15 protein-coding genes and 1 pseudogene are annotated in these 14,091 nt (G+C 64.8%); 11 read left to right on the forward strand and 5 right to left on the reverse strand.

The genetic code is table 11. The annotated features are described in order from the left end of the window. The first annotated feature begins 27 nt into the window (after nt 1-27). A pseudogene (locus SO139_RS07270) lies at nt 28-423 on the forward strand ((R)-mandelonitrile lyase). Nucleotides 424-447: 24 nt separating this feature from the next. On the opposite strand, the gene SO139_RS07275 reads toward SO139_RS07270, so the two are convergent. Beyond that, on the reverse strand, nt 448-1,473 hold the full coding sequence (locus tag SO139_RS07275) for an aldo/keto reductase (RefSeq protein ID WP_449381469.1): 1,026 nt from the start codon (nt 1,471-1,473) through the stop codon (nt 448-450). 183 nt (nt 1,474-1,656) lie between these two features. Between SO139_RS07275 and SO139_RS07280 the strand changes: the two genes are divergently transcribed. Together SO139_RS07280 and SO139_RS07285 are read left to right on the forward strand one after the other, a co-directional pair. Continuing rightward, nucleotides 1,657-2,232, forward strand: a complete 576-nt coding sequence (locus SO139_RS07280) for a CAP domain-containing protein (protein WP_449381470.1) — start codon at nt 1,657-1,659, stop codon at nt 2,230-2,232. 106 nt (nt 2,233-2,338) lie between these two features. Further along, nucleotides 2,339-3,532, forward strand: a complete 1,194-nt coding sequence (locus SO139_RS07285) for a M20/M25/M40 family metallo-hydrolase (protein ID WP_449381471.1) — start codon at nt 2,339-2,341, stop codon at nt 3,530-3,532. An 83-nt stretch (nt 3,533-3,615) separates the two neighbouring features. Here SO139_RS07285 and SO139_RS07290 read toward each other — a convergent pair whose 3' ends face one another. The 4 genes from SO139_RS07290 to ku all read right to left on the reverse strand — a co-directional run bounded on the left by SO139_RS07290 (nt 3,616) and on the right by ku (nt 5,682). Then, entirely contained in the window at nt 3,616-3,780 is a 165-nt protein-coding gene (locus tag SO139_RS07290; protein ID WP_027521278.1) for a Flp family type IVb pilin, read from the reverse strand. Nucleotides 3,781-4,040: 260 nt separating this feature from the next. Further along, nucleotides 4,041-4,202 (reverse strand): hypothetical protein, encoded by a 162-nt coding sequence (locus tag SO139_RS07295; RefSeq protein WP_449381472.1) that lies wholly within the window; start codon nt 4,200-4,202, stop codon nt 4,041-4,043. Between the two features lie 196 nt (nt 4,203-4,398). Continuing rightward, nucleotides 4,399-4,635, reverse strand: coding sequence for a hypothetical protein (locus SO139_RS07300; protein ID WP_449381473.1), 237 nt, complete (start codon nt 4,633-4,635; stop codon nt 4,399-4,401). A 60-nt stretch (nt 4,636-4,695) separates the two neighbouring features. Further along, entirely contained in the window at nt 4,696-5,682 is a 987-nt protein-coding gene (gene ku, locus SO139_RS07305) for a non-homologous end joining protein Ku (RefSeq protein ID WP_449381474.1), read from the reverse strand. Nucleotides 5,683-5,907: 225 nt separating this feature from the next. Here ku and SO139_RS07310 point away from each other — a divergent pair, with 225 nt between their 5' ends. From SO139_RS07310 to SO139_RS07345, 8 genes are all read left to right on the forward strand, one after another. Beyond that, complete coding sequence (locus SO139_RS07310) at nt 5,908-6,060, forward strand: hypothetical protein (RefSeq protein WP_449381475.1); 153 nt, start codon at nt 5,908-5,910, stop codon at nt 6,058-6,060. Between the two features lie 230 nt (nt 6,061-6,290). Continuing rightward, complete coding sequence (locus tag SO139_RS07315) at nt 6,291-6,965, forward strand: response regulator transcription factor (RefSeq protein ID WP_449381476.1); 675 nt, start codon at nt 6,291-6,293, stop codon at nt 6,963-6,965. Nucleotides 6,966-7,045: 80 nt separating this feature from the next. Beyond that, the gene (locus tag SO139_RS07320; protein ID WP_449381477.1) at nt 7,046-8,422 is read left to right on the forward strand and encodes an ATP-binding protein; all 1,377 of its coding nucleotides are present in this window, start codon (nt 7,046-7,048) and stop codon (nt 8,420-8,422) included. 161 nt (nt 8,423-8,583) lie between these two features. Then, a complete protein-coding gene (locus tag SO139_RS07325) occupies nt 8,584-9,978 on the forward strand; it encodes a hypothetical protein (protein WP_449381478.1) in 1,395 nt (464 codons plus the stop codon). A gap of 101 nt (nt 9,979-10,079) precedes the next feature. Further along, nucleotides 10,080-10,349, forward strand: coding sequence for a hypothetical protein (locus SO139_RS07330; protein ID WP_449381479.1), 270 nt, complete (start codon nt 10,080-10,082; stop codon nt 10,347-10,349). A gap of 133 nt (nt 10,350-10,482) precedes the next feature. Continuing rightward, entirely contained in the window at nt 10,483-11,589 is a 1,107-nt protein-coding gene (ccmI, locus tag SO139_RS07335; RefSeq protein ID WP_449381480.1) for a c-type cytochrome biogenesis protein CcmI, read from the forward strand. 31 nt (nt 11,590-11,620) lie between these two features. Beyond that, on the forward strand, nt 11,621-12,112 hold the full coding sequence (gene ccmE / locus SO139_RS07340; RefSeq protein WP_449381481.1) for a cytochrome c maturation protein CcmE: 492 nt from the start codon (nt 11,621-11,623) through the stop codon (nt 12,110-12,112). Further along, nucleotides 12,109-14,091: a heme lyase CcmF/NrfE family subunit gene (locus SO139_RS07345; RefSeq protein WP_449381482.1), complete on the forward strand. Its 1,983-nt coding sequence runs from the start codon at nt 12,109-12,111 to the stop codon at nt 14,089-14,091. Before ccmE ends, SO139_RS07345 begins: the two co-directional genes overlap by 4 nt.

The raw sequence follows: 14,091 nt of genomic DNA on the forward strand, positions 1-14,091 counted from the left end.
CCAACCAATAAGGAGCTTCACATGGACATCGACATCAAGAGGGTCGGGTCTCGCCCCTCGCAGAAAGGTCCGGAAGACTGGTTCACCGGAACGGTCCGCATCGACCCGCTGTTCCAGGCGCCGGAGCCGGCACGGGTCGGCGCCGCCCAGGTCACATTCGAGCCCGGTGCACGTACAGCTTGGCATACGCATCCCCTCGGGCAGACGCTGATCGTCACGGCGGGATTCGGCTGGGTGTAGCGCGAGGGCGGCCCCGTCGAGGAAATCCGTCCGGGTGACGTCGTGTGGTTTGCGCCGGGATTGAAGCACTGGCACGGCGCTTCGCCGACAACGGCCATGACGCACATCGCCATCCAGGAAGCACTGGGCGGGAAGGCGGTCGACTGGATGGAAAAGGTCAGCGACGAACAATATCGGAAATGATCGCCGGACCGTTCGAAACGCGCCTCAGACAGGCGGGGGATTGCGGTCGGTGAAGGTCGTTCGCTGGTGCCAATAAGGATAGGGCAGCGTCACCTTGCTGGCGGCGTCCAGACGCTCGATCTGATCCCTGCTCAATGACCAGCCGACCGCGCCGAGATTTTCGCGCAATTGCGCCTCGTTGCGCGCGCCAATGATCAAGGTCGAAACTGTCGGGCGCTGGAGCAGCCAGTTCAACGCAATTTGCGACACGCTTTTCCCGGTTTCCCTGGCAACCTCGTCGATCGCGTCCACGACACGATAGACGTGCTCGTCCGGCACCGGCGGCCCGAAGTCGGCCGTCTTGGGCAAACGGCTGACCTCGGGCTTCGGCTGACCCCGGCGTATCTTTCCGGTGAGACGCCCCCAGCCGAGAGGCGACCAGACGACCGCGCCGACGCCCTGGTCCACGCCGAGCGGCATCAACTCCCATTCGTAGTCGCGCCCGATCAGCGAATAGTAGGTTTGATTGGCGACGTAGCGCGGATAACCGTATTTGTCGGCGACGGCGAGCGACTTCATCAGGTGCCAGCCCGAGAAGTTCGAAACGCCGATGTAGCGGATCTTGCCGGCGCGCACGAGCCCATCGAGTGTCGCAAGAACCTCTTCGGGCGGCGTAAAGGCGTCGAAGCCATGGAGCTGGAACAGGTCGATATAGTCGGTGCCAAGCCGGCTCAGCGAGCCGTCGATCGCTGCGAGCAGATGCTGCCGTGACGAGCCGATGTCATTCGGCCCATCGCCGAAACGGAACGTTGCCTTGGTCGAGATCAAAACCTTGTCGCGGCGACCTTTGATGGCCTCACCGAGCACGCGCTCGGATTCGCCAAGCGAATAGACGTCGGCGCTGTCGAACATCGACACGCCGGCATCAAGGCAGATATCCAGGAGGCGCCGTGCCTCGGTCGCGTCAGTAGTGCCCCACGCCGCGAGGCGACCAACCCCGCCGAAGGTGCCCGTTCCAAGACTGAGCGCCGGCACAGTGAGCCCTGACGAACCCAAGCGTCGGTATTCCATCGCCATGCTCCTCGACCGTTCTGTATCCGCAACTTTCGCCGTGCGGCCCCTTCGGCCGGATGCTAACGCAACTTTGGGCCGCGTGCCATTACGTGCCCACATGGAGGGATGCTTGGCGCGCGCCTTGAAGCGTCCACATTGCCGGTGGAGAAACGGCAGGATATCGCGCGGGCTTGGAGACCGATGGGTACCTGGGGGACGATGACACGTCGTATGGTCGGCGGAATGATGGCCAGCTTTGTGCTGCTGGCTGCGCCGGTCATGGCCGCCGAATCTCCGGCCGAACTGATCTCCGGCTTCCGTCTCAAGCACGGCGAGGTTCGCGTCGTACGCGATGCAACCCTCGACCGCATTGCGCTGGAGCAGGCGCGCGCGATGGCGGCAAAGGACGATCTCAGTCATGAGGTCCTCGGGCCGTTCACCAGGCGGGTTGCGCCTGCGCATGCGGGGCGCGCCGCCGAGAACATCGCCTATGGTTACGACAGTTTCGAGAAGACGCTCGGACAGTGGATCGACTCCTCCGGGCACCGCAGGAACCTCTTGTTGCACAACGCCTCCCGCGTCGGAATCGCGAGCGCCAGGAATGCCAGCGGCAAGCGCACCTACTGGGCCATGGTGATTGCGGGCGATTACGAGCCGAAGCCGGGCAAGGGTAAGAAGGACAGGGAGCCCGTTGTCGCCGTGAAACGCGACGCCGCGCCCTCAAGCGGATCCAAATCCAGGGATTGCCACGTCAAGCTGCTCAGCCTCTGCATTTGAGATGGAGGCCGATGTTGGAATCGCCGGGCGAATTGCGGCGAGGAGCCTTGCGGAACTGGCTGCTGCAAAGGATGCTTGCAGGCACCGTCCATCGAGGAAATCATCCATGTCCGTCGACACCCAGGCCGCCACCGACCGCCTCATGCGCTTCCTCGCCGTCGAGGGCGTGACTGGAAAGGAGGCAGCGATCGGGCGCGAGCTTACGGCGGCGCTGCAAGAAAGTGGCGTGCCGGCGGGGGCGATCCGCCTCGACGACGCCAACACACGCATTCCCGTGCCGACCGAGACCGGCAACCTCATCGTCGATCTGCCCGGCTGCGGCGCGATGCACAACCAGCCGCGCATCATGTTCATGACCCACATGGACACCGTGCCGCTGTGCGCCGGCGCAAATCCGAAGCGGTCGGGGCGCAAGATCGTCAACGCGGCGAAGACCGCACTCGGCGGCGACAACCGCTGCGGCTGCGGCGTTCTCGTCACGCTGGCGGCTGAGCTTGCGAAGCAGCAGCTCGATCATCCGCCGATCACGCTGCTGTTCTGCGTGCGGGAGGAGAGCGGGCTCTATGGCGCGCGCCACGTCAGGACGGAGGAGCTCGGCTCGCCGGCGATGGCCTTCAACTACGACGGCGGCTCCGCCTCCAACGTCACCATCGGTGCCGTCGGTGCGGATCGCTGGCAGGTCGAGATTTTCGGCCGCGCCTCGCACGCCGGCGTGGCGCCGGAGCGCGGAATCTCTTCGACGATGATCCTTGCGCTTGCGCTCGCCGAGGTGAAGGCCGGCGGCTGGTTCGGCAAGGTGGTGAAGGGCAAGCGGCAGGGCACCAGCAACGTCGGTCCCGTCACCGGCGGCGAGGGGCGCCCGGCAGGCGATGCAACCAACGTCGTCACCGACTATGTTCACGTGCGCGGCGAAAGCCGCAGTCACGATGGAAAGTTCTTCAAGGAGATCACCAAGGCCTACAAGGCCGCGTTCGAGAAGGCCGCCAAGCGCGTCACGAACGCGCAAGGCAAATCCGGTCGCATCAAATTCAAGGCCGAGACCGACTATTATCCGTTCCGCATGAAGGAGAGCCTGCCCGTCGTCAAACGCGCGATCGAAGCCGTGTCCGCGGTTGGAGGGGCGCCGGCCGTCCGCGCTGCCAATGGCGGCCTGGACGCGAACTGGATGGTCCGGCACGGCATTCCGACCGTGACCTTCGGTGCGGGGCAGAACGAGGCGCACACGATCGACGAATGGATCAATCTCGACGAATACGACCGCGCCTGTGCGCTCGCGCTACGGCTTGCGACGATGCGGTGAGGGGCGTCACGGTTCGAGCCGAAGCCGGACGCCGTCCTGGAATCAATGGAAGGCTGGAGTTCGCGTCAGGTCAGCTATCGGCTTTACTTCATCGCCGAGCTGATGGAGTTGAACTTGTTGTTGAGCAGCGCTGAGCCCGTGTTGTTCACAACCGTGACGATTGCGAGCGCAATGCCGGCGGCGATCAGACCATACTCAATGGCGGTGGCACCACTTTCATCGGCAAGGAAAGACCTAAGCAAAGCCATCGTCGACTCCTATTGATCCGTCTAATCTATGCGGACGTCGTTTTCGAAGGGGTAAATCGGTCGATTAAGTTTTTTCGTGCGCGTCAAAATAACAGGTTCGGTCGACCTCGCGTGCTGCCTGTATGATGGCACCCATTAAATTAAGGTTTCCTCACCCAATTCAGGTGGATTTGAATCGGTGCCCTACCTGTGGATGCGGCATTGCAGGGGCTGAGCATGGTAAAGAAATCGAGAAAGCGCTATGGCGTGATCGCGCGTCTCTACGTGTCCTTGCGATGGCTTTTCAGCACGACCGCGAGGCGCCCGACCAGATAGTTTATCACGCGCGGCTGCGATCGCGCGGCACTGTCGGCGACGCGCTCTTCGTCGCTCGTGTCGTTCACGATGCCGATGTAGTTTTTTCTGCCGTCCTGCTGCTGCACGGGCGTGCGACCTTGGCTCAATCAAGAGCGTGATCATGCGGCGCAGAGCGACAATCGACGGTTAATTTTCTCTTCCGTAGGAATACCCGGTGCGACCATGAGGTCAGGCGGCCGTCGCGAAAAACGACGCGCCGCTTAACGGATTATTGAGCCTGTTCGCCAACGGGTCGGCAAGGGAGCAGGGGGCTGGCAGCGCTCATCCGCGACGGCCGTCCGCGTTCAACGCCCGCAACATGGCGATACGGGCGAACATCATCCAGCCGCCACCGGTCTCAGCCGCGTTGATGAGGGTCTCGATGGCGGTCTGCCAGTGGGCTTCGTGCTGCGCGTCCTCTGGCAGTTGCACGATGTAGTCGGCCGCCTCTTGCAGCGTGAGCAGTTTGCGCCGGTTGGGCAGGGGGATCGGTTCGTCGAACGACGTCGACCAGGGCATGTCAGGCCGGGCGATACGCGGGAAGGGAAATCACGGCAGCGTCGCCCGGAGGTCGTGGCGCTATCCGGCCTTCCTGCCGCGCGCCGGCGCACGCACCGGCTTGTCGGCCTGCTTTTCGGCCTGCTTGTCAGTCTTCCTGGGCGCTTCCTTGCCGGCAGCAGTCTTGCCGCCTTTGCCGGCGATCGGCAGCAGCATTTCGCGCTGACCCTCGACCCGCTTCTTCGGCTTCTTGGCCTTGCCGTCGGCCTTGGCGGCGGGCGCGGCTCCCTTCTCGGTCGCAAGGCTCTTCTTGAGCGCGTCCATCAGGTTGATGACGTTGCCGCCCGTCTTCGGCGCGGCCTTGGCGGCGAGCGGGACACCGCTGCGCTTCTTGTTGATCAGGTCGATCAGCGCGGTCTCGTAGTGGTCCTCGAACAGCTCGGGCTCGAATGCGCCGGACTTCTTCTCGACGATGTGCTTGGCGAGGTCGAGCATGTCCTTGGTTAGCTTCACGTCCTGGATGTCGTCGAAATACTCCGTCTCGCTGCGCACCTCGTAGGGGTAGCGCAGCAGCGTGCCCATCAGGCCGCTGTCGAGCGGTTCGAGCGCGATGATGTGCTCGCGGTTGGTCAGCACCACGCGGCCGATCGCGACCTTGTTCATGCTCCGGATGGTCTCGCGGATCACCGCATAGGCATCATGGCCGACCTTGCCGTCCGGCACGAGATAATAGGGGCGGATCAGATAGCGGTTGTCGATGTCGGTCTGGGGCACGAATTCGTCGATCTCGATCGTGTGGGTCGATTCCAGCGCGATGTCATCGAGCTCGTCCTTGGTGACCTCGATATAGGTATCGGTGTCGACCTTGTAGCCCTTGACGATGTCGTCGGAGGTGACCTCGTCGCCGGTCTCGGCGTCGACCTTGAGGTACTTGATCCGGTGGCCTGTCTTTCGGTTGATCTGGTTGAAGGAGACCTTCTCGGTATCCGAAGTGGCGGGATAAAGCGCGACCGGGCAGGTCACGAGCGAGAGGCGCAAAAAACCCTTCCAATTGGCACGGGGGGCCATGGGCTACTCCAAACGCAACAGGGACAACTGACGAGGATAACACTGGGGAACCGCGAATCATAGCAAGCCGCGGGATGGAATCTTGCAACGGCGTTAATCGCCGACCCTCTGCCAAGTCCGGACCGGAACATCGTTCGCGATCAGACGTTGCCCCGCCGCACGTCACGAGAGGCCGCGAGGAGGTCGCGGCATTTGGACGCGACACCCCGGCAGTTGAGGGTTGCCATGGCTACGAGACGCGACGATCAGATCATCGAAACATCGACCGAAGCGCGCCAGGGCGAGCCCGGTCCGTCGGTCGCAGCGTTGCTCACCGTCTCGACCGGACTTGCGATCCTGATCCTCGGCGTCATCTGGTTCGTGTTCTTCCGGACCTGAGCGCCGGCTAGCTGCGATCAGCGCTTCCGACTCGCCGCGGAACGCGGCAAATTGCGCCCGCCATACGGCCGGTTTTGCCCGGCCGCATGGCGGGCGCTGTCGTGTCGGCTTCATGACGAAAAAGTAACATTTGCCAGTTCCCGGCGTTCATATTCAGTTCACGCCAGGATTGATCATCTTGGCAGTAGATTCCGCAGTCCATCCCTTTCGGACTATTCTTGGAGAGAAGCGTGCGCCTGCTTGTTGTTGAGGACGACCCCGATCTCAATCGCCAGCTCACCAAGGCGCTGACCGACGCCGGCTACGTCGTCGACCGCGCCTTCGACGGGGAGGAGGGGCACTATCTCGGCGACAACGAGCCCTATGACGCTGTGGTGCTCGATATCGGCCTGCCCAAGAAGGACGGCATCTCGGTGCTGGAGGCCTGGCGCCGCAACGGACGCGCCATGCCCGTCCTGATCCTCACCGCGCGCGACCGCTGGAGCGACAAGGTCCAGGGCTTCGATGCCGGCGCCGACGACTACGTCGCAAAGCCCTTCCATCTCGAGGAGGTGCTGGCGCGCATCCGCGCATTGCTGCGGCGATCGGCCGGTCATGCCCAGAGCGAATTGACCTGCGGACCGGTGACGCTGGATACCCGAACCAACAAGGTGACCGTCTCCGGCAACCCCGTGAAGATGACCTCGCACGAATATCGGCTGCTGCAATATCTGATGCACCATGCCGGGCGCGTGGTCTCCCGCACCGAGCTCGTCGAGCATCTCTACGATCAGGATTTCGACCGCGACTCCAACACCATCGAGGTCTTTGTCGGCCGCATCCGTAAGAAGCTGGACGTCGATATCATCCAGACCGTCCGTGGCCTCGGCTATCTCCTGACCCCACCGGCTGCGCCTGGTACTTGACCGGGCGGCGCGACCGGGGTCTTGGTCACCTATGACCGTCTCCGACCACCTGCCGTCCTGCGCCTGCCGGGATCGATCCAATGCGCGCTAGCTCGCTTGCCAACCGCCTGTTCCTGTCGGCGACGGCGTGGCTGGTGGTGATCCTGGCCATCACCGGTGTCGTGCTGTCATCGGTGTACAAGAACGCCACGGAGCGCGCCTTCGACCGCCGGCTCAATCTCTACCTGCGCACGCTGATTGCCGAGGTGGCCACGCCCGATGAGCCGCCGGACCGTCAATTCCAGTCGCTCGGCGAGCCGCTGTTCGAGCTGCCGCTGTCAGGCTGGTACTGGCAGATCACGCGCACCGACACCGAAAAGCCGGAGGTGCGCTCGTCGCGCTCGCTATGGGACAAGAAGCTGCCGAAGCTGGAGGAGCAGGGCGTCGAGCTGACTGCGGCCGGCATCCGGCTCGGCTATGTCGATGGGCCGGAAGGTCAGACCTTGCGGATGGTGGAGCGGCCGGTCGATCTCGGCGCCGACGGCAAGTTCCTGGTCAGCGTCGCGGGCGATGCCACCGAGATTTTCGACGAGACGCGCAGCTTCGACTATTACCTCGGCGGCACGTTCACGGCGCTCGGTATCGTGCTCCTGCTCACCACGGTCTTCCAGGTCCGCTTCGGCCTAGCGCCCCTCAAGCGCATCTCTGAGGCAATCGCCGACATCCGCTCCGGGCGTGCCGAGCGGCTGGAAGGTGAATTCCCCGTCGAGATCGCGCCGCTCGCGCGCGAGACCAATGCGCTGATCGAGGCCAATCGCGAGATCGTCGAGCGCGCGCGCACCCATGTCGGCAATCTCGCGCACGCGATCAAGACGCCGCTCTCGGTGATCGTCAACGAGGCCACCGCCCACGCTGCCGATCCGTTCGCGGAGAAGGTCATGGAGCAGGCCGACGTCATGCGCGACCAGCTCGCCCATCACCTGGAGCGCGCCCGCATCGCGGCCAGGGTCTCGATCGTTGGCACCGTGACGGAGGTTGCACCGGCCATCGAGGCGCTGCGTCGGACCATGGAGAAGATCCATCGCGAGCGCGGCATCGCCGTCGAGGCCAAGGCGGATCCCGTCGCGAAATTTCGCGGCGAGCGGCAGGATCTGGAGGAGATGGTCGGCAATCTCGTCGACAATGCCTGCAAATGGGCGGCCTCGCGTGTCTTCATCGAGGTGCTGGTGGACGCGTCCGGCAAGCCCGATGCCGGACCACGCCTGCGGATCATCGTCGACGATGATGGCCGTGGCCTGTCCGAGGCCGAGCGGGCGCAGGTCTCGCGCAGGGGGCAGCGGCTCGACGAGTCCAAGCCGGGATCTGGTCTCGGCCTGTCGATCGTCGTCGACCTCGCCGCGCTCTACGGCGGCAGTCTGACCCTCGGCAGCGCGCCGATCGGGGGCTTGCGGGCGGAACTGGTGCTCCCCGGCATTTAGCCTTTGTTCCCGCGCGCCTTTCTCCGTTCCGGAAAGGCAGGTTTCGACACAAAACGCCACCCTGCTGGGTAACTTCCTAAACGGCTTCTTAACGCGCCGGCTCCTATGATCGCGCCCGGACGCATCCCTCGTCCGCCACGTGACCGTGCATTACCAGGCGCATGAGCCAGACATCGATCGAGCGGCTGAGAGACTATCTCGCGCAGCTCCCGCCGCAGTCGCAGGCGCTGCTGATGCGGGAGTTCGAGCGCGCGCTGGAGCGCGGCCAGGACACGGCGGTGGCCACCCTCGTGCTCGAGCAGCTGCGTAAGATCGTGCGCAAGACCGAGGCCGATGAAGACGCCGCGCCGCGCACGGAGGATCTGTCGCGCCTGCTTTACCAGCCGCTGGAACCGTTCCTCGTCGAGGCCGGCATTCCGATCCGCCTTGGACAAATCCGCCGCTCCTCGCTGCTCCCGATCTGGCAATGGCTTGGCCGCGATGGTGCCCCTGCCAAGGTGAGTGAGATCGACGCCGCGCTTTCCCGGCTGCCTGCCGGCGACGGCGGAGAGGCTCTGGCCCTGAAGATCCAGGCGGTCGCGGCCGACGCGATCTTCGAGTTGACGGGGCCTGGCGGCGGCGACAAGTCACGCGCGCTTGCCCGCGTTGGCCCGCCCAATGTCATCGAGGACCTCTACTCGGTCGGTGCCGTGCTCGCGGTTCGGGAGGCCATCGCGAGCCTCAATGAGAAGCTGCCGCGGTTCCTGCGTGCTTTCGGCGATTCCCATATCGGCTCGGTGACGGCCGCGCTCAACGTTCCCGTCCTGCAGACGCCGCAGATGCTGCCGTTTGCGCTGTCGATGGTGATCCAGCGGCTGACGGCGCCCTGGCAGATCATCCGCCTCGCCATCAAGATGGCGGCCTCCGACGACGAGATCCGCGTCGCCGCGACGCCGTTCGGCGTGGCGGTCACAATGGCCCTGCATGACCTGTCCTGTCTCGCCGCCATGCTGCGGCTGGACATCAAGCGCGGCCGCTTTGACAACATCGCCGAGAATCTCAAGGCCCTGCATGACGGCGTGCGCGGATTGCGCACCGAGCTCGATCTGCGCAACGATTCCACGTGGGGCAAGCAGCTCACTTCGATCCGTGCCGATATCTCCAACGCCCTGCAATCGGAGATCGACAGCGTACCGGGCCGTGTCCGCCGCATCCTGCGCCAGCGCGCGGAGAAGGACATTCCGCCGGGCGCCCGCGTCGACAGCACCGAGGTCGAGGAAACAGCCGCGCTGATCGATTTTGTCGCGACCTGTCGCAACTATGCCAGCGAGCTTGCGATCAACGAGGTGACGCTGCGCACCTATTCGGACCTCCAGCAATATGTGGAACGGTCAACGGAGTCTCTGGTGCAGTCGCTGCGCGCCGCCGACCACAAGGTCCGGGCCTATCGCCAGCAGCAGATGGCCGCTGCCATCCGTTTCTGCGAAGTGCTGTTCGGCGACGACTACGCCTCGTTGATGAGCCGGGCGGCCGAAAGCGCGCTGACCGGCGAGCGCAAATCCTCGCGCGCCGGGTAAATTTAAGCGTATCGCAGCTTACCTGCAATTTGTGGTTGACGAGGCCGGTGACGGAACGTACGGTCCACGCCCAAGTCGTCGGAATCCCTGTTTGTAGGCGCATGAAACCCGTCATCAGCTTCGTGGAAATCGAGAACCGCGTGATTTCGGCGACCTATCGCAGAATGATGGTCAGGGCGAAGGTGGTGCTGGTCGAGAAGGCGAGTGGCCGGCAATTGCCGGATCCGGTCACGACGATCGCCTCTCCCGTTCCGGTCGGCGCGTTGCGGATCAGGCTGCCGGAAACGGTCGGGCCGGGAACCTATTTCCTGAAGGCGCTGAACGGGCACGGCGAGGACGCGGCGCAGAGCGCGGAATTCGAGATCGCCTAAGCCGTTGGATTGTCTCCGTTTCGGCCCCATCCTCGGTCGCGCCAAATTGACAATTGTCAATTGCCGCCCCGCTTGAGCGTGGTGTAAAGCCACGTGAGAGGCGCGGGATGACGCGCTGCCGGAAGCTTGCCCGATGACGCTATGGTTCGTGTTCGCGCTGATGACGGTCGCGGCGATTTTCGCTGTGCTCTGGCCGCTCGGCCGTGCCGGCCGCGCGCAGAGCGGAGGCAGCGAGGTCGCCGTCTACAAGGACCAGCTTGCCGAAGTCGAGCACGATCTTGCCGCAGGCCTGATTGCGGCGCCGGAGGCGGAGGCTGCGCGGATCGAGATCAGTCGCCGGTTGCTGGCCGCGGCCAGCAGCGAGCCTGCGTCGGACGGCCGGTCGAACCTGAAATGGCGCCGCGCGGCGGCCGTGCTGGCGCTGCTCGGCCTGCCGCTGGTCGCGATCCTGGTCTACGTTCCGCTTGGCTCGCCGAGGCTGCACGACTTTCCGCTGGCGCAACGCGATCGCGCCCCCGGCATGCAGCAGTCGCTCGAGACCATGGTGGCGCAGGTCGAGCAGCACCTCGAGAAGAATCCGACCGACGGTCGCGGCTGGAACGTGCTTGCGCCGGTTTTGGAGCGGCTCGGCCGTTACGATGACGCGGTGCGCGCTTATCGCAATGCGCTCTCCTATAATGGCGAAAGCGCGGAGCGAAGGTCCGATCTCGGCGAGGCGCTTTTGGCCGCCGCCGGCGGTGTCGTGACGGCCGAAGCCAAGGCGGAATTCGAGCGCGCGCACGCGCTCAATGCTGAGGAGCCGAAGGCAAACTATTTTCTCGGTCTCGCCGCTGAGCAAGATGGCCGCAAGGATGATGCGGCCGCGATCTGGCGCGGGGTGCTTGCGAAAGCGCCGCCGGACGCGCCCTGGCGTGCGCTCGTGCAATCCTCGCTGGCACGGGTCGGCGGCGGCAGCGCCGCGCCGGCGCTCTCGGACGACACGATCGCAGCGGCCAAGGACATGAGCGAAGGCGACCGCGGCGCGATGATCCGCGGCATGGTCGAGCGGCTCGCCAACCGGCTCAAGCAGAACGGCGATGACGTCGACGGCTGGCTGCGCCTGGTGCGTGCCTACGTCGTGATGGGCGAGCGCGACAAGGCGAAGGGCGCGCTCAGCGATGCCCGCGAGGCGGTAGCCAACGACGCCGATCGGCTGCGCCAGCTCAATGAAGGCCTGAAGAATCTCGGGCTCGACGGATGATGATCGCAGGAAGGGCGGAAAGAAACCAGCCATGACGCGCAAGCAGCGACGTATGACCATCATCGGCGGATCACTCGCCGTGCTCGCGCTCGCCGCAGCACTGGTGCTGAACGCGCTGCGCGACTCCATCGTGTTCTTCTCGACCCCGACGATGGTCGCCGAGAAGCACATCGCGCCGGGCAAGCGGTTTCGCCTCGGCGGCCTGGTGCAGCCGGGCTCGCTGCAGCGTGGCGACAATCTCGCGGTGACCTTCGAAGTCGCCGACGGCAGCGCAAAACTACCGGTCGCCTACAAGGGCATCCTGCCCGATCTGTTCCGCGAAGGGCAGGGCGTCGTCGCCGAAGGCGCGCTTGACCCCAGCGGCGTGTTCAAGGCCGACACAGTGCTTGCCAAGCATGACGAGACCTACATGCCCAAGGACGTTGCCGATGCACTGAAGAAGCAGGGGCACTGGAAAGATGATTACGGCGCCAGGCCGGCAGCAACGACTGCGCAAGGCAATCCGCAGGGAGCCGTACGGTGATCGCGGAATCCGGACACTACGCCCTGGTGCTCGCTCTGGGCCTTGCGCTGATCCAGTCCTTCGTGCCGCTGATCGGCGCACGGCTGCGCGACCCCGCATTGATGAACGTCGCGCGCTCCACGGCGCTTGCGCAATTACTGTTCGTCGGCGCGTCCTTCGTCGCGCTCGTCACCTTGCACGTCACCTCGGATTTCTCCGTCGCCAACGTCTACGAGAATTCCCACTCGATGAAGCCGCTGATCTACAAGATCACCGGCGTGTGGGGAAACCATGAAGGCTCGATGCTGCTGTGGGTGTCGATCCTGGCGCTGTTCGGCGGCCTCGTCGCTGCCTTCGGCAACAACCTGCCGCTGTCGCTGCGCGCCCATGTGCTCGCCGTGCAGGCGTGGGTTGCGAGCGCCTTCTATCTCTTCATCCTGATCACCTCGAATCCGTTCCTGCGCATCGCCAACCCACCGATCGAGGGGCGCGACCTCAATCCGGTGCTCCAGGACGTCGGCCTCGCGGTGCATCCGCCGATGCTCTATCTCGGCTATGTCGGCTTCTCGATCTCGTTCTCGTTTGCGATCGCGGCGCTGATCGAAGGTCGCATCGATGCCGCCTGGGCGCGGTGGGTGCGGCCGTGGACGCTCGTTGCCTGGATCTTCCTGACACTCGGCATCGCGATGGGCTCCTACTGGGCCTACTACGAGCTCGGCTGGGGCGGCTGGTGGTTCTGGGACCCCGTCGAAAACGCCTCACTGATGCCGTGGCTCGCTGGCACCGCGCTATTGCATTCGGCGCTGGTGATGGAGAAGCGCAATGCGCTGAAGGTCTGGACAATCCTGTTGTCGATCCTGACGTTCTCGCTGTCGCTGCTCGGCACCTTCCTGGTGCGCTCGGGCGTGCTCACCTCCGTACATGCCTTTGCCAGCGATCCCACGCGCGGCGTCTTCATCCTGCTGATCCTCTGCGTTTTCATCGGCGGCAGTCTGAGCCTGTATGCGGCGCGCGTGTCGTCGCTGAAGCAGGGCGGGCTGTTCGCGCCGATCTCGCGCGAGGGCGCGCTGGTGCTGAACAACCTCTTCCTCACCACGGCCTGCGCGACGGTGCTGGTCGGAACCCTCTATCCGCTCGGGCTGGAAGTCTTGACCGGCGAAAAGATCTCGGTCGGCGCGCCGTTCTTCAATCTCACCTTCGGGCCGCTGTTCGTGCCGCTGCTGATTGCCGTTCCCTTTGGCCCGATGCTGGCGTGGAAGCGCGGCGATCTGCTTGGGGCCGCGCAGCGTCTGCTGGCCGCCGGCCTCCTCGCGCTGCTGGCGCTGGCACTGGTGTGGGCCTGGGCGCATGGCGGCAGCGCGCTTGCGCCTCCGGCCATCGCGCTCGCGGTATTTGTCATCCTCGGCGCGGTGACCGATCTCGTCGAACGCGTCGGCCTGTTCCGCGCGCCGTTTGGAACGGCGGTGCGGCGTGCGCGCGGATTGCCGCGCTCGGTCTGGGGCACGGCCTTCGCGCATGCCGGCCTTGGCATCGCGCTGATCGGCATCGTCTGCGAGACCACCTGGAACAGCGAATATATCGGCACCATGAAGCCCAACGACGTCGCCAAGGTCGCCGGCTACGAGCTGAAGCTCGATGGGCTGTTCCAGCGGCAGGGCCCGAATTTCGGCGAGATGATCGCGCGGTTCGACGTCAGCCGCGATGGCGAGGTGCTCAGCGTCATGACACCGTCGAAGCGAAGCTTTACCACGCGCGGCTCCTCGACCACGGAAGCTGCGCTTCTGACCCGCGGCGCGAGCCAGCTCTACATCTCGCTCGGCGACGTTACCGCCGAGGGCGCGATCGCGGTGCGCATCTATCACAAGCCCTTCGTGCTGCTGATCTGGTGGGGGCCGGTGCTGATGGCGTTCGGCGGCGTGCTGTCGCTATCTGACCGCCGCTTGCGTGTTGGCGCGCCAAAACCGGCGCGCGCGCAGCAGCGCTTGCAGCCGGCGGAGTGA

The organism is Bradyrhizobium sp. UFLA05-89 (assembly GCF_059803475.1).